General features: G+C 72.1%; 24 protein-coding genes and 1 pseudogene. 7 read left to right on the top strand and 18 right to left on the bottom strand.

The genetic code is table 11. The features are described from left to right. Positions 1 to 69: 69 nt before the first annotated feature. The 18 genes and pseudogenes from ACIBLC_RS32420 to ACIBLC_RS32335 form a co-directional block, all read right to left on the bottom strand. Entirely contained in the window at positions 70 to 4,401 is a 4,332-nt protein-coding gene (locus ACIBLC_RS32420; protein ID WP_399214913.1) for an amino acid adenylation domain-containing protein, read from the bottom strand. Next, complete coding sequence (locus ACIBLC_RS32415) at positions 4,388 to 4,645, bottom strand: phosphopantetheine attachment domain protein (RefSeq protein ID WP_399214912.1); 258 nt, start codon at positions 4,643 to 4,645, stop codon at positions 4,388 to 4,390. Before ACIBLC_RS32415 ends, ACIBLC_RS32420 begins: the two co-directional genes overlap by 14 nt. 83 nt (positions 4,646 to 4,728) lie before the next feature. Next, on the bottom strand, positions 4,729 to 6,312 hold the full coding sequence (locus ACIBLC_RS32410) for a fatty acid--CoA ligase (RefSeq protein WP_399214911.1): 1,584 nt from the start codon (positions 6,310 to 6,312) through the stop codon (positions 4,729 to 4,731). A 32-nt stretch (positions 6,313 to 6,344) separates the two neighbouring features. Then, positions 6,345 to 6,860, bottom strand: coding sequence for an FcoT family thioesterase (locus ACIBLC_RS32405; protein WP_399214910.1), 516 nt, complete (start codon positions 6,858 to 6,860; stop codon positions 6,345 to 6,347). Further along, positions 6,857 to 7,747 (bottom strand): TauD/TfdA dioxygenase family protein, encoded by an 891-nt coding sequence (locus ACIBLC_RS32400; RefSeq protein ID WP_399214909.1) that lies wholly within the window; start codon positions 7,745 to 7,747, stop codon positions 6,857 to 6,859. The genes ACIBLC_RS32405 and ACIBLC_RS32400 overlap by 4 nt, the downstream gene beginning before the upstream one ends. Before the next feature lie 38 nt (positions 7,748 to 7,785). After that, a complete protein-coding gene (locus tag ACIBLC_RS32395) occupies positions 7,786 to 8,028 on the bottom strand; it encodes an acyl carrier protein (RefSeq protein ID WP_399214908.1) in 243 nt (80 codons plus the stop codon). Positions 8,029 to 8,188: 160 nt separating this feature from the next. Further along, positions 8,189 to 8,359: pseudogene (locus ACIBLC_RS32390) on the bottom strand (3-oxoacyl-[acyl-carrier-protein] synthase III C-terminal domain-containing protein); the annotation flags it as partial. Between the two features lie 247 nt (positions 8,360 to 8,606). Continuing rightward, positions 8,607 to 9,977 carry an MFS transporter gene (locus tag ACIBLC_RS32385; RefSeq protein WP_399214907.1) on the bottom strand — a complete coding sequence of 457 codons (1,371 nt, stop codon included), beginning with the start codon at positions 9,975 to 9,977 and terminating at the stop codon, positions 8,607 to 8,609. 225 nt (positions 9,978 to 10,202) lie between these two features. Beyond that, positions 10,203 to 10,958 carry an aspartyl/asparaginyl beta-hydroxylase domain-containing protein gene (locus ACIBLC_RS32380; protein ID WP_399214906.1) on the bottom strand — a complete coding sequence of 252 codons (756 nt, stop codon included), beginning with the start codon at positions 10,956 to 10,958 and terminating at the stop codon, positions 10,203 to 10,205. A 160-nt stretch (positions 10,959 to 11,118) separates the two neighbouring features. Then, entirely contained in the window at positions 11,119 to 11,658 is a 540-nt protein-coding gene (locus ACIBLC_RS32375; RefSeq protein WP_399214905.1) for a copper chaperone PCu(A)C, read from the bottom strand. Continuing rightward, complete coding sequence (locus tag ACIBLC_RS32370; RefSeq protein ID WP_399214904.1) at positions 11,655 to 13,949, bottom strand: heavy metal translocating P-type ATPase; 2,295 nt, start codon at positions 13,947 to 13,949, stop codon at positions 11,655 to 11,657. The genes ACIBLC_RS32375 and ACIBLC_RS32370 overlap by 4 nt, the downstream gene beginning before the upstream one ends. Next, positions 13,949 to 14,206, bottom strand: a complete 258-nt coding sequence (locus ACIBLC_RS32365) for a hypothetical protein (RefSeq protein ID WP_399214903.1) — start codon at positions 14,204 to 14,206, stop codon at positions 13,949 to 13,951. The genes ACIBLC_RS32370 and ACIBLC_RS32365 overlap by 1 nt, the downstream gene beginning before the upstream one ends. Positions 14,207 to 14,321: 115 nt before the next feature. After that, a complete protein-coding gene (locus ACIBLC_RS32360; RefSeq protein ID WP_399214902.1) occupies positions 14,322 to 15,257 on the bottom strand; it encodes a YihY/virulence factor BrkB family protein in 936 nt (311 codons plus the stop codon). Further along, the gene (locus tag ACIBLC_RS32355) at positions 15,247 to 15,831 is read right to left on the bottom strand and encodes a hypothetical protein (protein WP_399214901.1); all 585 of its coding nucleotides are present in this window, start codon (positions 15,829 to 15,831) and stop codon (positions 15,247 to 15,249) included. Before ACIBLC_RS32355 ends, ACIBLC_RS32360 begins: the two co-directional genes overlap by 11 nt. Next, positions 15,828 to 16,814, bottom strand: coding sequence for a DUF6286 domain-containing Asp23/Gls24 family envelope stress response protein (locus ACIBLC_RS32350; RefSeq protein ID WP_399214900.1), 987 nt, complete (start codon positions 16,812 to 16,814; stop codon positions 15,828 to 15,830). The genes ACIBLC_RS32355 and ACIBLC_RS32350 overlap by 4 nt, the downstream gene beginning before the upstream one ends. After that, the gene (locus ACIBLC_RS32345; RefSeq protein ID WP_399214926.1) at positions 16,811 to 16,996 is read right to left on the bottom strand and encodes a hypothetical protein; all 186 of its coding nucleotides are present in this window, start codon (positions 16,994 to 16,996) and stop codon (positions 16,811 to 16,813) included. Before ACIBLC_RS32345 ends, ACIBLC_RS32350 begins: the two co-directional genes overlap by 4 nt. A 52-nt stretch (positions 16,997 to 17,048) precedes the next feature. Further along, positions 17,049 to 17,552, bottom strand: a complete 504-nt coding sequence (locus ACIBLC_RS32340) for an Asp23/Gls24 family envelope stress response protein (protein WP_399214899.1) — start codon at positions 17,550 to 17,552, stop codon at positions 17,049 to 17,051. A gap of 103 nt (positions 17,553 to 17,655) precedes the next feature. After that, the gene (locus ACIBLC_RS32335) at positions 17,656 to 17,988 is read right to left on the bottom strand and encodes a hypothetical protein (RefSeq protein WP_399214898.1); all 333 of its coding nucleotides are present in this window, start codon (positions 17,986 to 17,988) and stop codon (positions 17,656 to 17,658) included. Between the two features lie 186 nt (positions 17,989 to 18,174). Between ACIBLC_RS32335 and ACIBLC_RS32330 the strand changes: the two genes are divergently transcribed. The 7 genes from ACIBLC_RS32330 (at position 18,175) to ACIBLC_RS32300 (ending at position 24,520) form a co-directional block, all read left to right on the top strand. Beyond that, entirely contained in the window at positions 18,175 to 18,759 is a 585-nt protein-coding gene (locus tag ACIBLC_RS32330; RefSeq protein ID WP_399214897.1) for an RNA polymerase sigma factor, read from the top strand. Continuing rightward, positions 18,756 to 19,406 carry an Asp23/Gls24 family envelope stress response protein gene (locus ACIBLC_RS32325; RefSeq protein WP_399214896.1) on the top strand — a complete coding sequence of 217 codons (651 nt, stop codon included), beginning with the start codon at positions 18,756 to 18,758 and terminating at the stop codon, positions 19,404 to 19,406. The genes ACIBLC_RS32330 and ACIBLC_RS32325 overlap by 4 nt, the downstream gene beginning before the upstream one ends. After that, positions 19,403 to 19,750 (top strand): hypothetical protein, encoded by a 348-nt coding sequence (locus tag ACIBLC_RS32320; RefSeq protein WP_399214895.1) that lies wholly within the window; start codon positions 19,403 to 19,405, stop codon positions 19,748 to 19,750. Before ACIBLC_RS32325 ends, ACIBLC_RS32320 begins: the two co-directional genes overlap by 4 nt. Before the next feature lie 607 nt (positions 19,751 to 20,357). Beyond that, positions 20,358 to 21,863: an FAD-dependent monooxygenase gene (locus tag ACIBLC_RS32315; protein WP_399214894.1), complete on the top strand. Its 1,506-nt coding sequence runs from the start codon at positions 20,358 to 20,360 to the stop codon at positions 21,861 to 21,863. A 541-nt stretch (positions 21,864 to 22,404) separates the two neighbouring features. Further along, positions 22,405 to 22,602: a hypothetical protein gene (locus tag ACIBLC_RS32310; RefSeq protein ID WP_399214893.1), complete on the top strand. Its 198-nt coding sequence runs from the start codon at positions 22,405 to 22,407 to the stop codon at positions 22,600 to 22,602. A 431-nt stretch (positions 22,603 to 23,033) separates the two neighbouring features. Next, positions 23,034 to 23,408 (top strand): hypothetical protein, encoded by a 375-nt coding sequence (locus ACIBLC_RS32305; RefSeq protein ID WP_399214892.1) that lies wholly within the window; start codon positions 23,034 to 23,036, stop codon positions 23,406 to 23,408. Beyond that, complete coding sequence (locus ACIBLC_RS32300) at positions 23,405 to 24,520, top strand: methyltransferase (RefSeq protein WP_399214891.1); 1,116 nt, start codon at positions 23,405 to 23,407, stop codon at positions 24,518 to 24,520. Before ACIBLC_RS32305 ends, ACIBLC_RS32300 begins: the two co-directional genes overlap by 4 nt. Positions 24,521 to 24,633 lie beyond the last annotated feature (113 nt).

The following is a 24,633-nucleotide window of genomic DNA, read 5'->3' as shown; positions in this document are numbered from 1 at the left end:
ACTCATTGGCTGAGGGCTTCTGTTGCAGTAGTCGGGGCTCGGTGGCCGTGAGTTCCCGGCAAGTCCCGGTTATTTTGCGGGCGTTGCCGGATGGGGCTGTCGTCCGGCCGGGGCGGGCAGCACACCGGCGGTGACACAGTGGTCGAGATAGCGGAAGACCAGGTCGCGGTCGACGGGCGGGCAGGCGATGCCGCTGCCTGCCAGACCGGTGCGGACCTGGCCGGCATGCACGTGACCGAGTCCCAGCTCGGCCGGGGCGTCCTGCTCCGCGGAGTCGAAGAAGGCGAGGGTCGTGGCGGCGACGTCGGCCGAGCGGGGCAGCCGCGCCCGCCATGGCGCCAGCGGCAGTCGCCGTACGGGATAGCCGTACTCCCCCACCCAGTCGTAGAGGTCGGCGAGCCGCACCCGGGGCAGGGTCGCGTGGTTGAAGACCGGGCCGGCTGTCCGGCCGGGGGTGAGACAGAGATGGACGAGGGACCGGGCCACGAAGTCCACCGGTGTCCAGACCTCCTCCTCGAACAGGTCCGGGACGAGCCCGGCCGGGATACCGGCCCGCAGCACGCTCCACAGGAAGTCCCGCTCGTTGACGTGTCCCGTGTCCGCCGGCCCGACCACCCGGCCCAGACGGTGCACGGTGACCGGCATGCCGCGCTCGGCGGCCTGTTCCAGCAGGCGTTCGGAGGCCCACTTGGACTGCTGGTAGCCGTACCGCAGTCCCTCGTGGGGCGGCAGGAACGCCTCCGGTACCTCGGGTTCCTGGCTCGCGGGCGGAGCCACCGACAGGGTGGAGACGTAGTGGAGGGGTGTGGTGCGTACGGCGGCCAGGCGCAGCAGTTGGTGGGTGGACTCGGTGTTGGCGGCGCGGAGGGTGGCGTAGTCGCGCATGATGCTGACGGTCGCGGCGTTGTGGAAGACCGCGTCGCAGGTTCGCTCGAGATCGGTGAGTGTCTCGCGGGGCAGGCCGAGTCGGGGGCGGGCGAGGTCGGCGGGGAGGGCGCTGACGCGGTGGCGCGTCCGCCCGTCGAGGGCGATGCCGTGGCGGTGGAGGGCTTCCTGGACGCGTGCGGTGGCCTCGGCCCGGTCGCGGGCCCGGACCGGGCAGACGATCTCGGCCGCCGTGTTCGCCAGGAGTTCGGCGAGCAGGTGGGTGCCCACGAAGCCGGTGGCGCCGGTGAGCAGGACGCGCCGGGGGGCGTCGCCCGGAGCGCGGCTGTCGCCGGGCCGGACGCCGGGGTCGAGGACCGTGTCGGCGAGGAGGGCCGGCGGAAGTCCGGTCGGTGCGGACGACGGCTGTGCGCCCTGGCCGAGGAAACGGGCCAGTCCGGCGGCGGTGGGGTACTGGAACAGCCAGGCGACCCGTACGTCGCGGCCGAGTTCGACGCCGAGCCGGTTGGCCGCCTGGATGGCCTGGAGGGACTGGGCCCCCAGGTCGAACACGTCGTCGTCCACGGCCACGCTTTCGGCGCCGAGGAGCTGCCGCCAGATGCCGGTGATGGACCTTTCCAGAGGGCTGCCGGAGGTGGGAGGCCGGGGTGCGGAGGGCTCGCTGAGGGCGGCCCGGTCGATCTTTCCGGAGCCGGTACGGGGCAGCCGGTCGAGGAGTTCGACGGCGGAGGGGATCATCGCGGCGGGGAGTCGCGCCCGCAGATGCTCCCTGATCTCGGATGCGGACGGTGCCGGGGATTCCCCGACGAGGTGGGCGACCAGGCGCCGGGTGCCGTCGGTGAGGGTCTGTCCCACCACGGCGGCCTCCCTGATCCGGGGGTGGGTGAGGAGGGCGTTCTCCACCTCGGTGGGATGCACGCGGTGCCCGCTGATCTTGAACTCGTCGTCCGCCCGGCCGAGGAAGCGCAGTTGCCCGTCCTCGCCGACGCGCACCAGGTCTCCGGTCCGGTAGGCGCGGGGCGCGCCGGCGAGCGCGGTGAGCGGCGCGAAACGGGCGGCGTCGGGAGTCCCGGCGCCCCGGTAGCCGTCGGCCAGGGTGTCGCCCAGCAGGTACAGCTCGCCGGCGACGACGGCGGCCCGGGTACCGGGCAGCGGCAGTCCGATGGGGACGTCGCCGGGGGCGAGCGCGGGGTCGTGCAGGTCGGCGGCAGTGGCGACCACGGTGGCCTCGGTCGGCCCGTAGGTGTTGAGCAGCCGGACAGCGGTGCCGACGGCCTTGCGCCAGCGGTCGACCCGTTCGGGCAGGGCCGCTTCGCCGCCGATGACGACGGTCCGCACGCACTCGGGCAGCGCGGCGGTGCCGGTGGAGACGGCGTAGGCCAGCTCGTGCCAGTACGCGGTGGGCAGGTCAAGGACGCTCACGCGCAGCCTTGCGCACTCGTCCAGGAAGCGCGGCACGGACTCCGTCATGTCGTCGGCGCGGATCACCAGCGTGCCGCCGGCGCACAGGGTGAGGAAGAGCTCCTCCACGCTGGCGTCGAAGTGCGGCGCGGCGAACTGCAGGACGCGGTCCTCCTGTTGGAGTCCGTAGCGGTGCGTGGCAGCCGCGACGAAGTGGGCCAGCGCGCCGTGGCCGATCTCGACGCTTTTGGGCCGGCCGGTGGAGCCCGAGGTGTGGAGCAGGTATGCCAGATCGGCGAGTTCAGGTGCCGGGGGCATGGCCGTCGTGGCGGGTCCGGAGTCCGGTCGGCGCTGCCGGTCCGGCAGGTCCGGCAGCACCGGCAGCAGTACGGCGTGGTCCGGGAAGTCGGCCGCGCGGTCGGCGGTCGTCAGGACGAGCGCGGGAGCCGCGTCGGCCAGGAGGCGGGCCGTGCGGTCGGCGGGGGCCATCGGGTCGAGTGGGCAGTAGGCGGCGCCCGACAGCAGCACGCCCAGGATGGCGGTGACGGCGTCGGCACCCCGGGGCAGGGCGATCGCCACCACGTCTCCCCTGTCGACGCCCCGGGCGGCCAGAGCGCGCGCCGTGTCGCGTGCGGCACCGAACAGTTGGGCGTACGTGCGGGTTTCCCCGGCGTGCTCCACGGCGACGGTCTCGCCACGGCGGGCGGCGTGCTCGGCGATCAGGCTCAGCACCGGGCGGACGGGGGCCGGCAGCGGGCCGCCGTCCAGGACTTGGGCGGGCACGGCGACGGGGGTACCCACCAGTTCGCGCAGCGGCCGGTCCGGGGTGGTGACCGCGCCGTCGAGGAGAGCGAGCAGTCCCTCGTGCAGTGCGGCCACCTCGCCCACTGTGTACAGGTCGGGGTTGGCGTCCAGGGCGATGCGCAGACCGGTGCCGTCGGAGCGGTCGTAGACGTTGACGGCCAGGTCGTCGACGGGACCGGCGGAGACGTTGTGGACGGTGCTGCGGTGACCGGCGAACCGCAGGTCGTACTCGAAGGGCATGATGTTGACGCCGGGCCCGGACAGCCGCCGCTGACCGCCCACCAGCTTCAGTTCGCGGCGCAGTTGTTCGTAGCGGTAGCGCTGGCGGGGCAGGCCGGCGCGCAGTTCGCGGGAGACGCGGGCCGCGAGGTCGCGCAGGCTGTCCTCGGGGGTGACGGTCACGCGCAGGGGCAGGATGTTGCGCACCATGGCGGGCACGCGCAGGGAGACCGAGCCGAGGCGGCCCATCGCCGGCAGGCTCAGGACGATCTCCGTGGCGCCGGTGACCCGGTGCAGGTGGGCGACCGTCACCGCGAGCAGGATCTCGGACCACGTCACCGACAGGTCGCGGGCGACCCTGCGCAGGGTGACGGACCTGGCCGCGTCGAGGTCGGTGACGTGGCGGTGGAAGGTGCGGGCGGGCAGGGCCGAGCGGCCGGCCGGGCTGGCCACCGGCGGCCGGTCGGCGAACCGGTCGGTCCAGTAGGCGCCGTCCTTGGTGTGCCGGGCGGACCGACGGTAGGCCAGTTCCTCGGCTCGGACGGACTCCAGGGTGCCGAAGCCGCTCTCGGGGACGGGCTCACCGGCCATGAGGGCCGTGTAGACCTGGGCCACGCGCCGGGCCACCAGGGAGAGACCGAAGCCGTCGAGGGCGATGTGGTGGACCCGGTGGTACCAGAGACAGTGGTCCTCGCCGGTCCGCAGCAGCGCGTGGCCGAAGACCGGGCCGCGGGTGAGGTCGACGGGACGGGCCATGTCCCGGTCCATCCAGGCCAGGGCGGCGGCCCGCGGATCGGGCTCGCCGGTGAGGTCGGCGACATGGGTGCGCCAGTCGCCGGCCGGGGTGTCGGCCTGCCAGGGGCGGCCTGTGTCGTCGGTGACGAAGGTGACGTTGAGGGCTTCGGTCTCGGCGACGACCTGGTGCAGGGCGGTGTCGAAGACGGCCGTGTCCACCGGGCCGTCGATGGCCACGTATTCGGCGGTGTTGTAGGCGGGACTGTCCGCGTCCAGTTGCTGGCCGGTCCAGATGCCCTCCTGGGCGGCCAGCAGCGAATGGCGCGGACCGCCCGTCGTGCTGTCAGGTGTCGGCACGTGCCGCTCCCGTCCGGCGTTCGGCCAGCAGTTGCCACCACTGGGCGAAGGAGGTGCGTTCGGCGAGATCGACGAAACTCACGTCCGCGCCGGCGGCCTGCCAGCGCTCCAGCAGCGTGACGATGCGCAGGGAGTCGAGCCCGGAGTCCAACGGGCTCTCCGCCAGGTCGACTTCGTCGGGCCGCAGGAACAGGCACTCCGCCAGGTCCGCGCGGAAACCGTCCAGGGTGAGGGGCTCGGGCATGAGGTCGGGCGTGGGTTGGGGCATGGGGTCTGGCACGGAGTCAGGCATGAGGTCTGGCATGGGGTTCTCTCCCAGTGGCGCGTTCAGTTGACCTTGCGCGCGGCGTCGTTCCAGAAGCGGTCGCGCAGTTCGCGGCGCAGGATCTTGCCGCTGGGGTTGCGCGGGACCTGGTCGATGAACTCGTAGCGCGCGGGCAGCTTGAAGGCGGCCAGCTGCGGAACGAGGAAGGTGTGCAGGTCCCGAGGGCTCGGCTCGTGGCCCGCGACGGGGACGACGAAGGCATGGACGTACTCGCCCCAGCGTTCGTCGGGGGCGCCCACGACGACGGCCTCGGCGACCCCGGGGTGGTGCTCCAGGACGTTCTCGATCTCGGCGGGGTAGACGTTCTCCCCGGCGACGAGGACGGCGTCCTTGATGCGGTCGCGGATGAAGACGTAGCCGTCCGCGTCGACGTAGCCGGCGTCCCCGGTGTGGATCCAGCCGTCGACAAGGGTCTCGGCGGTCTTGCCGGGCAGATTCCAGTACTCGACCATGCGGGCCGGGGTGTGCAGACAGACCTCTCCGACCGCGCCCGGGGGCAGTTCACGGCCCTCCGCGTCGATCACCTTGGCCCGCACACCCGGGTAGGGGTGCCCGGCGGCCTGCATGAGCGAACCGCCGGGGACATGGGCGGCCGGGGGCAGGCAGACAGCGGTGTTGCCGGTCTCGGTCAAGCCGTAGATCTGGGCGAACTCGCAGTCCAGGACGGCGAGACTCTCCTCCAGCAGGGCCTCGGAGATCGGGGAGCCGCCGTAGACCGTCTTGCGCAGGGTGGTGAAGTCCTGAGCGCTCACCCCGGGTGCGGTGAGCATCATGCGGAGCATGGCCGGTACGACGCAGGCGGTGGTGATGCCCAGGTCGCGGATCAGGTCGACGGCCTGCCGGGCTTCGAAGGCGCGCATCGCGACCACGGTCGTACCGGCGTTGAAGTTCTGGGCGGCCCACCACAGGCCGCCGATGTGGAAGCCGGGTATCCCGACGAGGGCCCTGTCGCCGGGGCGCCAGTCGATCCAGTCCAGCCCCTCACTCGCCAGCGCGTCGCGGATCGCGAAGAAGCTGCGGTGGGCGAGCACGACCCCCTTGGGCAGGCCGGTGGTGCCGCTGGTGTAGAGCTGGGCGACCGGGGTGTCGGGGGTGGGCCGGAACTCCCGATCCGGCACGGCGTGTTCGGCCCGCCACGTCTCGAACGCGCCCAGGTGTACGACCGTTTCGGGCGGCGCGGTGGGCATGCGCTCGACGATCGGCGTGAACTCGTCCTCCACGAACAGGAGTCGGGTGCCGGAGTCCTGGAGGATGTGGCTCACCTCGGGTGCGGTGAGCCGCCAGTTGACCGGCACCAGGACGGTTCCGCTCTTGGCGCAGCCGAAGAGGATCTCGTAGTAGTGCTCGGACTCCTTGCCGAGGTAGGCCACCCGGTCGCCCTCGGTGAGTCCGGCGGCCCGCAGCCCGTTGGCGACGCGGTCGCTCTCGCGGTGCAGGTCCGCGTAGGTGAGGGTGCGGCCCTCGCAGATCACGGCGGCGGTGTCGGGCCGGCGGTCGGCGTGGAAGCGGGTGGTCAGGTCAAGGGTGTGCGGTTCGGAGGGCTGGAGCCTGCCGTCCGTCGGCTGCGGCACCGTGGTGGTCTCCATGTGCGGTCCCTTCGCTGGGTGGGGCCGGTGTCTCAGGGGACGTTGACGAACGCGAGGGTCGCCTCGCCGTCGCACCGGCCGGCGCCGGCGTCCCAGTAGCGGTACGCCGTCTCCGCGTGGAGCAGCGGGGTGCCGCCGGGCGTGCGCCGGGTGACGGAGCGGAACTCCATCTCCCCCATGAAGGAACGGGGGTTGACGGGACGGCGGAAGGTGCCGGCGAAGCGGGCGATGAGGATGTCCGGGAGCTGGTGTCGCCAGAAATCGTCCAGGGTCCAGTCCTCGAACCCGGAAAGGAGGCCTTCCTTCACGGACTTGGCGACCAGGTAATACATCATCTGGTTGTAGGCGATGTTGACCTCGACCGAGTTGAGGTGGCCGGTGTCGTCGATGTAGCAGGATTCCGGGATCGCGAACTCGCAGTGTGCGGAGGCGAGTCCGGCGTCGGCGGTGACGAGGGCGGACCTCAGGTACTTGCAGTGGCCCTTGTAGGGGGCCAGGACACGGGTCAGCAGTTCCTCGTCCGTGCGGTGGCCGACCGCCGTCGTCATGCCGCTTCGATCCCGTCGTGCAGCCCGCGCTCGTCGTGGACGGTGACCCGGTAGGAGACGGCCGGCTCCGGGGTGGTGGTGTGGCGGGCCCGGTGGATGAGGCTGCGGTTGTCCCAGACCAGCAGGTCGCCCTGTTCGAAGCTCTGGAGGTGGATGCCGTCGTGCTCGAAGGTCTCGTCGAGCTGCCCGGTGGCCTCGAAGAGCCGCTTGAGCAGTTCCTCGTCGAGCGGAGCGCCCTGCGCGTCCTCGATGCCGACGGTGAAGCCCTCGCTGATGTAGAGGACGGTCTCGCCGGTGAGGGGGTGGGTGAAGGTGGTCGGCTGGACGACGGCCGGGGTCTTGGTCTCGACCTCCTCGATGATCTCGGAGATCGGGCGGTACACGTCGTGCGGGCGGATCTTGAAGTACTTGCGGACGGAGTGCCGGCAGTAGGTGCCTTCGATCTCCTCCTTCAGCCCGGCGGGCAGCCTCTCGTAGGCCCGGCCCATGTCGATGAAGTAGGTGCCGCGGTTCTTCCGCGGGATGACCTGGGGGTGGATGAGGGTGATACCGAAGGGGTCGGGCATGAACTGGTAGTCGGCATGCCAGAACTTGCCCGTCTTCGGTACACCTATCTGCTTGCCGTTCTCGGGGACGTTGGAGGAGACGAAGATCTCCTTGAACTCCGGGTGGTGGTACATGGGCTCGTAGTAGGTCTCCGGGCGGCCCAGGCGCTCGCCCAGGGCGAGAAACTGCCGCGGGGAGAGCGCCTGGCCCTTCAGTACGGCGATCTTCTTCGTGTAGACGGTCCGCTTGAGCGTCTCGATGTCCGCGTCGGAGGCGGTGACATGGTCGAAGTCCTCAACCGACGCGCCGAGGAGCGAGCCGGGCTGTTCGGTGATCCTCACGTGGGGCTGCCTTCCGGGTGGGGAGTCGGGGAGCTGGTTCAGGCCGTCTGTCTGGCGTCGATGAGTTCGGCGGTGGAGCCGAGGGTGAGGGTGGGCCGCAGTTCGCTGTCGTGCACCGTGACGCCGAGATCACGTTCGATGCGGATGCTGACCTCGACCATCGTCAGCGAGTCGACGTCCAGGTCGGCGAAGGTCACCTCGGGGGTGAACCGCTCGGCCGGAGCGTCGTGCAGTTTCGCGAGGATCCCGACCAGTTGGTCGTATGTGGTGGCGGAGCTCATGACGGGGTGTCTTCTCCTCGGTCGTGCGGAACGGAGGCGTGCGGACGGAGGCGTGCGAGCGATGTCGTACGGGTGATGCAGTAGGGGTGATGTCGTACGGCGATGTCGTACGGGACGAAGTGCTCGTGGGAGCGCCGGAGCCGTGCGGGCCGGGACGGTCTCAGGGGTCGTACGGGCAGGCGGTCGGCGGCAGTTCGGGCCAGGTGAGCAGGCAGGAACCCCAGGTGAGGCCACCGCCGAAAGCGGTGAGCAGTAGCCGGTCACCGGAGCGGATCGTCCGCCGGGCGGCGGCGTCGGCCAGGGCGAGCGGGATGGACGCGGCGCCGGTGTCCAGCCGCTCGGCGAGTTCGTCGTTGGTGACCACGCGGGGCGGCACCCGTCCGGCCGGTCCGCACAGGACGGCCGCCGGAGCGGGCAGGCTGGGGGCGTTGCGGGGCACGGCCGTTCTCCTTGGGTGGGAAGTGCGGGCGGCAGGTGGGGAGGTGCGGGAGATGACGGGGGCAGCGGGGGGCGTACGCGGATGATGGCGGGGCGGGTCAGCGGGCGGTGGCGGGGTGCGCGGGTGGTCGCGGGGCGGGTCAGCGGGCGGTCGCGGTTCTGCTCAGGGCCAGGGTCAGCAGCACGCCGCAGCCGAGGCCGGCCGCTATCGCGAACACGGCGGTACGGATCCCGGTCAGCAGCGCCTCGTCCGGCGGGCCCTGGCCCGTGCCGCCGGCCAGCGCGACCAGCAGGGCGAGGCCCACCGCACCGCCCACCTGGAGCGTGGTGGAGGCCATCCCCGACGCCACGCCCTGGTCCTCGGGAGCCACCCCGGAGGCGGCGACGATCCACATGCCGGTCCAGGCGGCGCCCTGGCCGAGGCCCAGCAGCACGATCCCGGGCAACAGCGGGGGGTACGAGCCGTCCGTGGTGAGGGCGAGCCCGAGTGCGGCGGCCCCGGCCGCGCCCAGGAACATTCCGCCGACCAGCATCCGGCCGACGCCGACCACCGCGACGGCCCGTTCGCCGGCCTGGGTGCCGAGCGCGGTCACCACGGCGGGGACCAGGAAGGCGAGGCCGGTAGCGAACGCGCTGTAGCCGCTCACGGTCTGGAAGTAGAGCGTCAGGAAGTAGGGCAGGGAGCTGAAGGTGGCGCTGTAGAGGGCGGTGACCGCCATCGCGGCGACCAGGCCCCGGTGGGCGAACAGCCGGGCGGGGACCAGCGGGTGGCGCGAGCGGGTCTCGACGACGGCGAAGAGCGCCAGCAGGATCAGTGAGAGTACGGCGCTGAGTACGGCGGGCCTGCTGGTCCAGCCAGCCTCGGGCGCGTGCACCAGCAGGAACACCAGGAGCGTGATCCCGCCGGTCGCCGTGAGCGCGCCCGTCACGTCGAACCGCCGTACGTCCGTGGCGGGACCGTCCGCCGGGAACAGGCGCCACCCGGCCCACGCGATGGCCACGGCCACGGGCACGTTGACGTAGAACACCGACGGCCAGCCGAACGCCTCCACCAGCACCCCGCCCAGCAGCGAGCCGAAGCAGAGGCCGCCCGCTCCCGCCGCGCCCCACACCGCCAGGGCCCGGTTCCGGGCGGGGCCCTCCGCGTAGATGGTGTTGATCAGGGACAGGGTCGCCGGGAACAGCAGCGACCCGCCGATGCCCTGGACCGCGCGGACGGCGACGAGGACTCCCGCGGACTCGGAGAGCCCGCCCACCAGGGACGAGGCGGCGTAGACGAGCGCCGCGGCGACGAACGTGCGGCGCCTGCCCAGCAGGTCGGCGATCCGCCCGCCCAGCAGGAGGAAGCCGCCCGTCGTCACGACGTACGCACTGACCACCCACTGGAGGTCGTGCGCGGCGAAACCGAGGCCGGCGCCTATCTCGGGGAGCGCGACATAGACGATGTTGAAGTCGAGCGCGATGACCAGCTGGGCCAGGGCCAGAACGAGAAGGGACAGTCGTGCGTGCATGGGCGGGTCCCTTCCTCACACCTGAACGGAATAGGGCGACGAATTCGGAATACATATCCGTACCCGTCGACCATTTCCAGTGACGATAACACCCGGGAGAAGGCTTGAGAATGGGCGCTCGAAAACATTTGCCGAGAGTATTGAATTCCATTTTTCGGCAGCCCTGAATTCCGGCAGTGTGGAACTGCCGGATACCGTTTCCCGTCGGAGACAGACTTCAGCTGGTCAGTTCTCTCCCATGAGCCGCCTGATCTCCGTCATGAGCGCGACCAGCGCGCGCCTCTCCGGAATGGTCGTTTCCGGGTGCCAGAGGTCCACGAGCAGGCAGGTCCGCGGACGGTCGCCGTCATTGCGCGCCTCATGCTCGAACGAGTAGTCGAAGAGCAGGCATTTCCCCTCTTCCCACGGACGGGTCTCACCCGCCACCGTGATGCTGCATCCGTCGGGAATGTCCACGGCGAGATGCAGATTGATGCTGAAGTTCCACAGGTCGCAATGCGGTGCGATGGCCGCCCCGGGCAGCAGGGTGGAGAAGTGGCATTCCAGCAGAGGGCATATCTTCTCGGTGTCGACGGCGAACTCCGTGAGCACCTTGTACGCGGTGGGCACGATGCCGGCCGATTCCTCGACCGGCGCCCCGCCCCGGTACAGATAGAGCGCCTGCCAGTTCTCCTGCCGGGTCAGATAGTGCTCGTAGTCCGAGAAGGCTTCCCGCCGGGCCGCCCAGGCGGAACCGAGCTCCTCCTTGACGGCCGGGTGCGCGGATTCCAGCGCCCGGACGACCGGGGCCAGTTCGGGGTAGGCGTTCGGGTCGTGCCAGGGAGTGGGGGACAGTCCCGGCAGGATCCACTTGGCCCCTGCCTGGAGCGGGTGCCGTGGTCGCCCTCCCCCGGGCTCCAGCATCCTTTCCACTCGCCTGACGGAGTCCGCGCCGTGGTCGCCTCTGATCGCCGCGAAGGCGTTCTCTATCTCCGGTGTCATACAGCCCCCTCCTGACCGGTGCCGCGAGCGGATACCGACCCGCGCTGTCGCACCAGTAGTCGGACGCGACGGCGGGCGAGTTCCCGCGGGCTTCCGTCAACTTGCCATCGCGCCAAAGGACTTGGAGCCCCTGCCCATCGCGTACGGCCGGCCGGTGCGACTACGGGAACGAGACCGTGCCTGGACGCACCACGACAGCGAGGACCTTCACCCGGCCGCTGTGGCGGAACTCCAGGGTGAACGGCACGAGGTCGCCCGCACTCCATTTCCGGGCCGGCGCGGAGACCGTCAGGTCCACCCCGTCCGGGGACATCGCGAGGCTGTCGCCCGCCGGTACCGGGACGGAGTCGAGCGTGGCGCGGTAGGCCGTGCTCTCCCCCTTCATCCGGTGCTGGGCGAGGGCGACGCCGCCGGGTGCGGCGGGCGAGGTGACCCGAATCAGACGGTCGGCGGAGCCGCCTTCGTTGGCGATGCGGAAGAAGGCCGCGGTCTCCGGGACTCCGGCGGACGGGAGCAGGACGCGCCCGTCGGTGACACGCATGTCCGCCGGGCTGCCGGCTCTGCCCGTGCTCGTCCAGGCGGTCAGACCCGCCAGGGCCACGCTGCACGCGGCGACGGGTACGAGGACGGCCAGGGCGGTGTCCGTGAGCCGGCGCCGGTCGGTGATCCGCGACGACAGCCGGGCGAGGGTCTCCCTCATCGGACGCCCGCCTCTCCGGACCGTGCCCCGGGGCCGCGGGCGGGCGAGGGCTGCCAGGCGCGCAGCCGCAGGCTGTTGGCCACCACCAGCACCGAACTGGCCGACATCGCGGCGGCGGCGACCATGGGGTTGAGCAGCCCGACCATGGCGAGCGGCACGGTGACGACGTTGTAGCCGAAGGCCCACACCAGGTTGACGCGGATCGTGCCCAGGGTGCGCCGGGCTAGCCGGACGGCGTCACCGAGAGCCTCGATGTCCCCGCGCACCAGGGTCAGATCGGCCGCCCCGATGGCCACGTCGGCGCCGCCGCCCATGGCGATGCCCAGGTCGGCGCCGGCGAGCGCGGCCGCGTCGTTCACCCCGTCGCCGACGACCGCGACCCGCCCGCCTTCCTCCCTGAGCCGCCGTACCAGCGCGGCCTTGTCCTCGGGGGAGCAGCGCGCGTGCACCTCGTCGATGCCGAGGGCGGCTGCCACGGCCCGTGCCGGCGCCTCGCGGTCGCCGGTGGCCAGCACCGGACGGATACCGAGCCGGCGCAGCCGGTCAACTGCCCGGTAACTGCCGGGCCGTACGATGTCGCCGACCTCGATCAGCGCCTCGGCCACACCGTCCACGCGCACGAGGACGGGCGTGTGCGCCGCGCGCTCGGCGGCGGTGAGGGCGTCCGCCAGTACGGGCGGCAGTTCGTCGTCCGGTACCAGTACCTCGACCGTACGGCCGTCCGCCCGGCCCCGGACCCCGCGGCCCGGGGTCGCGGTGAAGTCCCGTACGACGGGCAGGGATTCCGCGTCGGCGGCGCGGCGGGCGTAGGCGGTGATCGCCCGGCCGAGCGGATGCTCGGAGCCCTGTTCCACGGCACCGGCCAGCCGGAGCACGGTGTCCTGCCCGAGCCCGTCCGGGACGGCGGTCATCCGGGCGACGGTCATGTGGCCGGAGGTCAGGGTGCCGGTCTTGTCCAGCACGACCGTGTCCACGTGTCGCAGGGCCTCCAGCGTCTGGGGGCCGCTCACCAGTACGCCCAGTTGTGCCCCGCGTCCGGTCGCGGCCAGCAGGGCGGTCGGGGTGGCCAGGCCCAGCGCGCAGGGGCAGGCCACGACGAGCACCGCCACACAGGCCGTGATCGCGGCCTGTGGATCGGCCCCGGCACCGAGCCAGAAGCCGAGGACGGTCACCGCGACGGCCAGCACTACGGGGACGAACGCCCCGGCCACCGCGTCGGCCAGCCGCTGCGCCCGCGCCTTCCCCGCCTGAGCGTCCGTCACCAGCCGTGTGATGCGCGCGAGTTGCGTGTCCGCTCCGACCGCGGTGGCGCGTACGAGGAGCAGCCCGCCGGCGTTGACGGCCCCGCCGACCAGTGCCGAGCCGGGGCTCACCTCGATGGGCTCGCTCTCACCGGTGACCAGGGAGAGGTCCACCGCGGAGCTGCCCTCCGTCACCCGCCCGTCGGTGGCGGCCCGTTCGCCGGGACGCACCACGAAAACCTGCCCCACGCGCAGCCGTTCGACGGGGATGGAGCGCTCGCCGTGCTCGTCGCGGACCGACACCTCCTTGGCGGCCAGTTCCGCCAGTGCCCGCAGGGCCGCTCCCGTCCCGCGCCGCGCCCGTGCCTCCAGGAACCGTCCTGTCAGCACGAACAGCGGCACGCTCACCGCGGCTTCGAGATAGACGTGCGCCGGGCCGTCCGACGCGGACGGCAGCAGACTGAACGGCATCCGCATCCCCGGCTCACCCGCTCCGCCGAGGAACAGCGCGTAGGCCGACCAGGAGAAGGACGCGACCACGCCCATCGAGACGAGGGTGTCCATGGTGGCCGTGGAGTGGCGCAGCCCCCGTACCGCCCGCGTGTGGAACGGCCAGGCGCTCCACACCGCGACCGGGGCGGCCAGCATGAAGCAGAACCACTGCCAGTTGCGGAACTGGAGATCAGGCACCATCGACAGCACCAGGACCGGGAAGGCGAGCAGCACCGTGACGAGGAGCCGCTCGCGTTCCTGCCGGGCGGCGGCCCTGGCCCCGTCCGGGTCGTCCGCCGGCGTCGGCTCGTCTTCGCGGGCGGGCGGTACGGGCAAAGCGCCCTGGTAGCCCGCCTGTTCGACGGCCGCGACGAGGTGCTCGGGGAGAACACTCTCCGGATGGCTGACCCGGGCGAGCCCGGTCGCCAGGTTCACGGTCGCCGTGACCCCGTCCAGCTTCGCGAGCTTCTTCTCCACCCGCCGGACGCAGGCCGCGCAGGTCATGCCGCCGACCGTCAGGTCCGTCACCACCAGGCCCGCCACCGGTTCGGCCGTCATCACTCACCACTCCCGTGCGTCCCCGGCATGTCCTCCATGCCGCCCCCGCCACCGCTGCCGCCGTCTCCCCCTTCGCCACTCCCCGTGCTCCCGGTGCCGTGCATGCCGGGCGCCACCGGTCCGGCGGCCGATCCGACGGCGTACGACACCGAGAACAACAGTGCGAGAAGCAGCAAGAACCCGCAGAGCGCGCGCGGCGGCAGCGGCCTGCGCGGAGTCACACCCACGAGGCGGGGAGGCTGTCCGAACTCGGCCATGCTCGGCCTTCCTGGTCGCGTCGAACCGTCCTGCGGAACAGGGCGGTTGACGCCCTGTCGCTCCAGGAGTCGGCCGGGCGGGGCGCCGAGTTCCCGCGCCCGGCGATGACGTACGTCACACCAAAGGTGTCCGGAGCCGGCCCGCCGCTGATTCGCTCTCCTTGTTCAGTTCGGCGGTGAACTGGGCGCCGGCGAGCAGGGCGAGGTTGGCGAGCCACAGCCAGATGAGGAAGACGACTGCGCCCGCGAGGGAGCCGTAGAGCCTGCTGTAGGTGCTCAGTACGGAGGTGTAGAGGGCGAAGCCGGCGGAGCCGATGAGCCACAGTGCGGCCGCCAGCGCACCGCCGGGCAGGCTGTGCCCGCGTCGCCGGGCCGACGGCGGGCCGGTGTGGAAGACGACGACGACCAGCAGCGCCACCAGGCAGAGCATCAGCGGCCAGCGCAGGAGGGTCCAGCCCCACGCGGCGATGCCGTCGAGCCCGAGAGCACCGCCGAGCGATTCGGCGACCGGCCCGGTGAGCAGCAGGACCAGGGCGCAGACGAGCAGCAGACCGAGCAGGACGAGAGCGGTGAGCACGATGCGGGGCACCTTGCGCAAGGAGGAGCGGCGGTCGGCCACATCGTGCATGCGGTGCAGGGCACGGCGGAAGACGGCGAGGTAGCTGCAGGCGGACCACAGGGCGCTCACGATGCCGCCGCACAGCAGCGTCCAGGCGGTCGAGCCGTCCCGCAGCGTCCGGGCCAGCACGTCGTGCAACTCCTCGCCCGACTGGGCGGGCGCGTAGGCGCTGACGTGGGCGATGAAGTCCTCGGCCGTGTCCGGGCTGATCAGGCTGAACGCGATGACGGTGACCAGCAGGGAGGGCAGTACGGCGAGGATGGAGTAGTAGGTGAGGGCGGCGGCGTAGTCGGTCACGTCGTCGTCCCACATCGACATCGGAGTGCGGCGCAGGGCGGGTCCCCATGAGACGGGCACGGGGTTGCCGCGGCGTATCGGGGCGAGCACTCGGGAGGGGCGGCCCGCGGGTGCCGGCCGCGGTTCAGCGGACATGCGGCATGCGGTGGGAACGCACGGCGAAGCGGACCTCCGTGCGGACGAGGTAGGGCGTGATGGCTGTCTCCGTCTGTGCGGCGAGCGCGGTGAGGTCGGGCAGGACTGCGGCGGGGGTGGCGCTCGGCTGGAGCCACACGTGCAGGCGTACGTACAGATGCCTTCGTCGTACGAGCACACGGGTGCGGCAGCGGGCGACGCCACCGATGGCGGCGGCCTGCTGGGTCACGACATCCTCCAGTGCCCGGGTCCGCAGGGCGCTGCCCGGCGCGGACAGCGGCACGAGGGGACGGGATCCGCCGCGCAGTTGCCCGGCACACCAGAGTGCGAAGAGTACGGTCGCCGCGATCGACGCCGCCATGACCGTGGGCGTCCACCAGCCGTGCGTACGGAGTCCGGTGAGGCGCTCCGCGTCCAGAAGAGCGGTGTGCGAGCCCGGGTCGGGCCACCGGCCCGGAAGGCTCGGTGCCCAGGAGGCAGGGGTGATCGCCAGCCAGACTCCACCGAGGAGGAGTACCAGGCCGACGGTCGCCAGGACGGCCCGGTTGAGGCCGGGGCGGAGGCCGTGCGTCACTGGTTCGCTCCTTCGGTGGCCGTCTGCCCGTCCACGGTGGACAGGGGACGTCCCGCTCCCCCGCTGTCCTCGGCCGTCCCGGGATTCCAGGCGGTCTCGGGCCGGACCGTGACGCTCAATCTCGGCGTACGGCGCAGGGCGCAGTCTGCCAGCACCCGGCGGGCCGTGTTCCGGACCGTGTCGAGCGCGGTGGTGCGGTCGCCGAAGGCGAGGCCGGCCCGGACGGTGACCCGGCGGCGCCGCACACGGACCTTCACCGGGCCGATGCCGTCCGTTTCGCCCACGGCGTCCCTGACGAGGGCGGCGACCGTGGCACGGTCGACGGCCGCGCGCAGGTGTGGCGCGGGCGAGGTGACCGCGAGCAGTCGGCGGTGCCCGGGGGCCAGAGCCAGGGTGCACAACAGCAGGCCGAGAAGGGCGACCGCGCAGGCACCGGCGAGGACGGCCGGGTCACCGGGGCCGTGCCCCGACAGCCAGTGAAGAGTGCCGGTGCGCCAGGCCGCGGGCGGGCGGTGGGCCGCGTGCACCCGGATCAGATCGACCGCCAGGGCGCCGCAGGCCATGGCCGCGCCCAGGGTGAGCAGCGCCATCGGCAGCCGTCGCCGCGACCACGACCGCCGCGGCGTCCGGACCGCGGCGACCGTCTCCGTGCGGGGGTAGGCCGACGACACGGGGGCGTCGGCGCCGCGCAGCGGGGTGAGGGCGGTGACGCCCACCCGGGGTCTGTTGACGTCGAGGCCGGTCAACTGCCTTGTACGGCCGGTGACATGGTCCTGGAGGCTGCGGACGGCCTCGGGCAGGCCCGTCGGGTAGGGCAGGGTCACCTCGACGGCGACGTCCGCCCGGCGACCGCTCACCGTGGCCGACCCCTTCGTGGTGGAGGCGCCCGGACCCGGGAGCGCCTCGGTGGCCGCCCGTTCGGCGATCCTGCGGACCGCCTTGTCCGAGATGATCGTCGTTCCCCGCAGGCCGGGCGCGGTCATCGACGGCTCCGCCCGTAGCCGTCCCGCAGGTCCTGGACCCGGCCCCCGTCGTCGAACCACCGGCCCGCCGCCCACCCGAGGCCGCCCAGTGCGGCCACGAGCAGGAACGCCCCGAACCCGCCGAAGAATCCGGCGAAGGCCAACGCCATCCCGGCCACCATCCCGACGAACGATCTGCTCACTGGCTGCTCCTCTCTCTGAACGGCTGTCAGTCCCTGTCACCCGCCGTATCGCTCACTCCACGCGGGAATCCACCGCCGTCGGCTCGGAGTCGTCCTCCGGCAGGTGCACGTCGTTGACGGTGACGTTCACCTCCACCACGTCCAGGCCGGTGACGCGCTCCACCGCGGAGATGACGTTCTCCCGCACGTCGCGGGCCACGTCCGTGATCGGGACGCCGTACTCCACCACGAGGTCGAGGTCGATGGCCGTCTGGCGCTCGCCGACCTCGACCTTCACTCCGCGGCCGACGTTCGGCCGGCCGCCCGGTACCCGGTCGCGGACGGCGCCGATGGTGCGGGAGAGGCCGCCGCCCATGTCGTACACGCCCGGGATCTCCCGGGCGGCGATGCCCGCCACCTTCACCACGACGACGTCGGCGATCGACGTCCTGCCCCGGTTGGCGGCCGGCTGGTCCGCACCGGCGACGCCTCCGGTCAGCGCGGTGGTGGTCTGGGCCGGCCTGTTGGTCTGCGGGACGGATACGTCCTTGGCGGTCGGTGCGGTCTGGGTGGTCATGGCATGTCCTCTCTGTCGGCTATCGGGCTGCTCTCACTCCGGTAGACCCGTCCTGAACGCCTCTGTGACGCGGATACCCGCAGAATCCCGGTCCACCGGGTCTTCACAGGGGTGGAGCGCACCAGGCCGACCAGGCGGTGTCCGTGTCCGCGTGCCAGTGGACGCGTGCGTCCAGGGCCGTGCTTCCTCGCAGGGAGGCCGGGGCCAGGAGGTGGACGGCGTGGGGTCCGTCCGGCCACGGCGGCGCCGGCAGGGCGCCGTCCACGGGGAGTTGGATCTCCCGCAGGTCCAGGACGACGACGGACGCTCCGGCGCACCTGTCGGTCAGCTCGTCATGCAGGGCGCCGCTGGTGCGGATGGTCAGGCGTCCCGCCACGGCACACCAGAGCCGGGTGCCGGACGTCGCGAGGACCCGGATACGGAAGAGTGCCGACATGACCGCTCACCTCAGCTTCTCCTCGTCGTACGTCGCGGGGGAATCCGGACCGGAGCGCCGAGCGGATTGGTCGGCCGCCCGATCCGGTGAAATACGGCCCCCGCGCGCCCGGCTTCCGAAGTTCCGCGTCACAGGACGCGCCCAGAGGTGTCCAACGGTTCAGGACGAGACGAGAGGAGCCGCCCCGTGGCGGTGCCCCGCACACAGACCGCGCCGCCGGACACGGAGGACGAGGTGACCGACGCGCTGCTGGCGGTACGGGCCGCCGAGGGCGACGAGGACGCCTTCGCCACTCTCGTGCAGCGCCACGCCCCCTCGCTGATCCGGCTGGCCACGCGCCTGCTGGGGACGCGCACGGAGGCTGAGGACGCCGTGCAGGAGGCGTTCATCAGTGCCTGGCGACGGCTTCCGGAGTTCCACGGCCGCGCGGCCTTCGGCACCTGGATGTACCGCATCGTCACCAACCGCTGCCTGAACGTGCTGCGTGCCCGCAGACCCGAGGCACCCCTGGAGGCGGCGGGAGACGTACCGGCGCCCGAGTGGGACGCCTCCCCCGCCAGGATCGCCGAGGCCCGCGACGCGGTCCGTGGACTACGGGAAGCCCTCGGCCTGCTGACCGCCGAACAGCGCGCCTGCTGGGTGCTGCGAGAATTGGATGGCCAGTCCTACGAATTCATCGCGGACGCGGTCGGAATCAGCCAGGAGGCTGTCCGCGCCCGCGTCTTCCGTGCACGACGCTGCCTGACACAAGCAATGGGGGCCTGGCGATGACCGCTCACACCGACCCGCCCAACGCGTACACCGGCGGCACGGACGACGACGAGCAGCTGCCGTGCGGACGGCTGCTGTCCCAGGTCTGGGAGGCCTGGGAGCAGCAGGCCGGCGATCCGCATCTGACGGCCTGCCCGCACTGCCGGGAGGCCGTGGCGGGTCTCGACCAGCTGGAATCGGCCGTACGCAACCTGCGCGACGACCCGGCGGACTCCGCGGAGTACGACGCGACCTCGGTGACGCGGCGCGTCATGGACGTCGTACGGCTCGAACTGCGCCCCGGTCGTCCGCTGCCCCTGGGCGAACCCGCCGAGGACCTCTGGATCATGGAAGCGGTGGCCGCCCGGACTCTGCGCGCTGCGGCCGAGACCGTGCCAGGGGTACGCGCGGGTTCCTGCCGCCTGGTCTCCCCTTCCGCCTCCCTCTCCCCTTCCGCCTCGGACGACGCCCTCACCGGCCCGGTCGAGGTCCGCCTCGACATCCACGCGCCGGCCGACGCCTCGCTGCCGGATCTCGCCGAACAGGTTCGCGGGCGGGTGCGCGGGGCCGCGGACACGGAGCTAGGCATGGACGTGACGGCAGTGGACATCCGTATCACCGACCTCGTCGACACCCCGGCCGGCGGTCAGGAGGGCAGCACCTCATGACTCAGTACACCGCGCACACCACGCTCATCGACGAGGTGGCGCGGGCCGTGGAGAGCGTGCCGGGCGTGGCCTTCCTCAAGCCCGGGCTCTCCGGACGGCTGCGCTCCGTCCTGTCCCGCCCGGAACGAGCCACGGTCGGGACGCCTCCCGCCGGGGTGCGGATGAGCAGGCTCAGCAGCGCCGAGCCGTGGCATGTCGAGATTCACCTCGTCGCGCGCAGGCAGGCCCGCACGGTGGACGTCGCACGCGCCACCTGCCGCGCCGTGGAGGAGTACCTGGCGAAGACCTTCCCCACCGAAGCCGAGCCGGCGCAGGTCACGGTGACGGTCACCGACCTCCTCTGACCGCCCGCTCGCGGACGCCGAGGACCACCGGAGCCAGCCCGGCCGGCGCCAGGCCCGGACCCGGTAGGCCCGGGCCTGGGCACAGCGCGGGCCCCGCGTTTCGTGCGCGGCGGTCCGGCGGGATCCGCGCGGAAGGCGCCCTCGGCCAGAGCGACGAGCGCCACCCGGCGGGCCGGTTCGAGGTCGCCGACGCGATCACGTGCGCCTCCGGCCCCGCGGACCCGCGCCGACGAGCCTCCCCGGAGTCGAGCGCCCGCGCCCCGAGCGACTCGATGGCCTCACGACCATCGGCGGCGGCACGGGCCACCGCCCGGATTCCGACATGGCGGAGCGACCGAGCCTCCGCTTGGGCGGCAGACAACGCCACCGCATGCCCATTTGCGGGCGAATCACCCAGACGTGCGCAATAGAGACCCTGACAGGATCAGGGACCCTTCCCTCTCCATGAGCCCTGTCCCGCCGGCGGGACAGGGCAAGTCGACAGCGGCCAGCAGCGTCCCGGCATCGGCGTTGCCTTGAACCGCTGCTCCACTTAAGTGAACGTGGAGGCGATTCAACGGCGTTGGACGTGCGGCGGAACGAGGGGGCCGAAGTGGGGCATACCGGCATGGACACAGACGTGGTGATCGCGGGCGCCGGACCGACGGGCTTGATGCTCGCCTGCGAACTGCGGCTGGCGGGCGTCGACGTGGTGGTGGTCGAGAAGCTCGCGGAGCTGTCCGGCGAGTCGCGAGCCGGGGGGATGCACTCCCGCACCCTCGAGGTGCTGGACCAGCGCGGCCTCCTGGACCGCTTCCTGGCAATCGGCGAACTGCAGCCGGTGGGCCACTTCTCCGGCCTCTATCTGGAGTTCGACGAGTCCGAGTCCAGGCACCCCTATCCGCTGATGATCCTTCAGCCCGCCATCGAGCGTCTGCTGGAGGAGAGGGCCGCCGAGCTCGGCGTGCGGGTGCGCCGGTCGTCCGAGGTGAGCGGAATCAGTCAGGACGAGGCCGGCGTGACGGTCTCGCTGACCACCACCGAGGCGGCCCTGGCGACGCTGCGCGCCCGCTACCTCGTGGGCTGCGACGGCGGGCACAGCACGGTGCGCAAGCTGTCGGGTATCGCCTTCCCCGGCACTCCGGCGACGATGACCGCGTTGATCGGCGACGTCGAACTCCCCGATCTGCCCGAGGAGTACGTCTGGGGGCGGCGCGGTCCGCACGGCAACTTCTCGGCGATCGCCTTCGAGCCGGGCTGGCACCGGGTGATCACATCCGAGTACGACCGCGTCGCGGCTGACCCCGACGAACCCGTGACGTTCGAGCAGCTCCGGGAGTCACTGGTCAGGCTCGCGGGCACCGACTACGGCATGCGCGGCCCGCGGTGGGTCTCACGGTTCAACGACGCCGCACGGCAGGCCGCCCGGTACCAGGAGGGCCGGGTGCTGCTCGCCGGCGACGCGGCACACATCCACTTCCCGGCCGGTGGTCAAGGGCTGAACATGGGAGTGCAGGACGCGGTCAACCTCGGCTGGAAGCTCGCCTCGGTACTCCGCGGCCAGGCGCCGGGGAGCCTGCTGGACAGCTACCACGCCGAGCGCCACCCCGTCGCGGAGCGCGTTCTGCACAACACCCAGGCGCAGGCGGCCCTGGGTCGCCCTGGTCCTCAGACGGACGCGCTGCGCGACGTGTTCGGCTCGCTCATGGTCTTCGACGACGTCAACCGGTATCTGCGCGGCATGCTCACCGCCCTGGACATCCGGTACCCGGTCGACTGCGACCACCCGCTGGCGGGCCGCCGGGCCCCCGACGCCGACCTCAAGACGCCCGACGGCACCACCCGCGTCCACGAACTGCTGCATGCCGCCCGCCCCGTACTGCTCGACCTGCGCGGCAGCGCCGACGTGGCGGCGGCCGCCGAGGGCTGGGCCGATCGCCTCGACTTCGTCGAGGCAAGGAGCGAGGACGACCACTGGCCCGTCCCGGCCGTCGGCGAGATCCCCGCTCCCGCCGCACTCCTCGTCCGCCCCGACGGCCATGTCGCCTGGGCGTCCGCCGCCGGCGGCGCGTCCAGCACCGCCACGCTCCGGACCGCCCTCTCCACCTGGTTCGGCCCGGCCTCGCGGGGCTGAGACACCGGCCGGAACAGCCTGAAAGAGTTTGCCTGGTAATGCCACGGCGAATAGCCGACAAACCCGCACCGTCCTGCTGACAGGACAACGAGCCCTCATCGCATCCGCGGCCATCTCCACCGCAATGAAGGAACAACCGGCACCCCGAAAACTTCGACGGGAAGAGCTGCCGGAATTCCCGGCAATTCCTGGTCCCGTCCACGAAAAGTCGATCGGCGCGCAATCGGAAGGCCGCCGACACGATCGGCATTGACGGACAATCGGGTTCCTGCCAGAATTTTGCACTCCACCGCACAACTTTCGGAAGTCGAATCGAGCTGTGAATGGGGCACGCACGTCGGCTTCGCAACTGTTCTGATCAGCCATGCGGTACGACTGGCACGACGTCCGCGGAAAATTCGGTTTCCCTCTCGTATCCGGACCCCCCTCGGAGTTCGTGACTCGATTCTGCGGTTCAGTGCCGGCAGATGTGCCCCGTGCGGCGAGGAGCGGTTGACCGACGTCGACGGCGGAGCGCGCGCCGGCCCGAAGCCTCACTTTCATGACGGCGGGCGGGCTGCCCGACTACGCCAACGACCTGTTCAGCGCGGCCACCGCGCGCCTCCTCGCCGTCCGGCCGGTGGGCACCCCGCGCCCGATCACGACCCGTCCAGGCAGTCGGCTGCGCGCGCCGGACGCCGGGTCGGCGCCGACGCCCGACCGGGTGACACCGGTGACCACACGAAGGGAGTTACGGTGATCCAGCAGCCCAGGCGCCCCATGCCTCTGGACGACTCGAGCGCCCTCGTCCACCGAGACGCACGGCCGCCCAGAACGGGGCCGGCCGCCGAACGGGCGCCGGCCGCCCCGTCGTTGGCGTCGGCTTCCGCGAGACCTCCACCCCCATACGTACGGCGTTCTCGGCGGGCGCGCCGCGGTCGAGCGAACCTCGTCCCCTTCCGGCCCGACAACCCGCGGGCCCGGCCGCCGGGATTCCGGCCGACGCCGGCCAGGTGCCGTCGGCACGGTCGAAGTGTGGGCGGCGCGTACCGCGGTCAGGCCGACCGAGCCGCACTCGTGCACCGCGCGGAAGCATGCCGGTGATCAACACGATGGCGTCCCGCGAGCACCGACTCAGGCGATCCCCGTAACAGGGCGTGGCCCGCGGCCCCGGCATCGTGCCGGGACCGGGTGAGTCCCCCGCCCAACTCGGACGCAAGGTTGTCGCCCGCCCCGACGCAGAACACCAGCAGGCCATCAGCCTGCCGAAGTACCGAAGTACACGAGCACGGTGGCCAGGTCCTGTGGCGATCCGGTCCGGGCGCGGTGTCCACGCACGACCTGCCCGGACACCGCGGCGAGGAGGTCACCGCCGAGGTACTGGACGGACCTCGCAGCATCACCTTCCGTCAGGCCGCCACCAGGACGCGCGGCGCCATGGCCGTCCTCGACGGTGCCACGCCGGGACCGGCGGGCCCACCGGGGATACGCCGCCGAGCCCTTTTCCGTAAGCCGCTGACAGCCGTCAACCCACCCATGCCTACGACACGGAGACCAGCCAGATGAACTCAGGACCGGCGAGGCCCAGCCTGCGCCCGCTAGTTGACACCGCGCTGCTGTCGGGCACGTCCCCGACGGCCCGCACTGTCGTCGAGGAGACCCACCGGCTCTACGAACACCTCATCGGACTGTGGGCACCCGGCGTCATCGAGGCCGCGCACGACCTCGGACTGTTCGAGCGGCTGGCGCCCGAGCCGGCGACCGGGGACGTACTCGCCGCGGCGTTGGGCACCGACCCACAGGCCACCCGGGTGCTGCTCGACGCACTGACCGCGTACGACGTCGTGACCCGGGTCGTCGGCGAGGACGGCACGGTCACCTACGCGCTGCCGCACCGACTGGGCGAGTCCCTGCTGCCGGACGGGCTCTACAGTCTCAGCGGCAAGATCGGCTACGACCGCCTCCTGGCCTGGGACGCCTGGCGCAATCTCGCGGACGTCGTGCGCACCGGCGCGGTCACCGACGACGGGTCTCGGTCGTCCAACGCGATCTCCACGGCTCACTACCAGAGCCTGGTGCGCGGCCTGAACTTCTGGGCGCCACCGATCGTGGACGTACTCGCGGGCGCGCTGGCCGATCGGGGCTGGACGCCCGACCGGCGCGTGGCGATGGTCGATGTCGGCTGCGGCACCGGCATCTACAGCCACCTGCTGCTGGACCGGTTCCCCGGACTGACGGCCGTGGGCCTGGACGTGCCGGACATCGTGCCGCTGGCCGCCCGGCAGAGCGAGCAACTGGCGGTGGCGGACCGGTTCACGCCGCGGCAGGGGGATTTCTGGAGCGAGGACTGGGGCGAGGGCGTCGACCTGGTGCTGTTCGTCAACATCTTCCACCTCCAGTCGCCGGAGTCGGCCCGGGAGTTGATGCGCCGGGCCACGAAGGCGCTCTCCGACGACGGCGTGGTGGCGATCGTCGACCAGATCGTGGTCGGCGGCACCCAGCAGCCATCCGTGCAGGACCGGTTCTCCTGGCTGTTCGCCGCTTCGATGCTCGCCACGGGCGGCGGCGACGCGCACACCGTCGGCGCCTACGACGAGTGGCTGGCCGACGTGGGACTGCACCGCGTCGCCCTGCTGGACACGCCGATGCACCGCGTGCTGGTCGGCGGCTGGGCGTGACTCGAACGGGCCGGCGACGGGTGCCGGGGCGGGCGCGGCGAGCGCCCCCCCCCGCCCCCCGGGCCCGTTCCCCGCGACCCCCGTGCGCGGTGGCTATTCGGTGGCGATCGCGT

Origin of the sequence: Streptomyces sp. NPDC050535, from assembly GCF_044457665.1 — a bacterium.
In the GTDB taxonomy this organism is placed as follows: Bacteria; Actinomycetota; Actinomycetes; order Streptomycetales; family Streptomycetaceae; genus Streptomyces.
The sequence above is the reverse complement of the archived record's forward strand: the minus strand, read 5'-3'. Positions and strand labels throughout refer to the sequence as shown.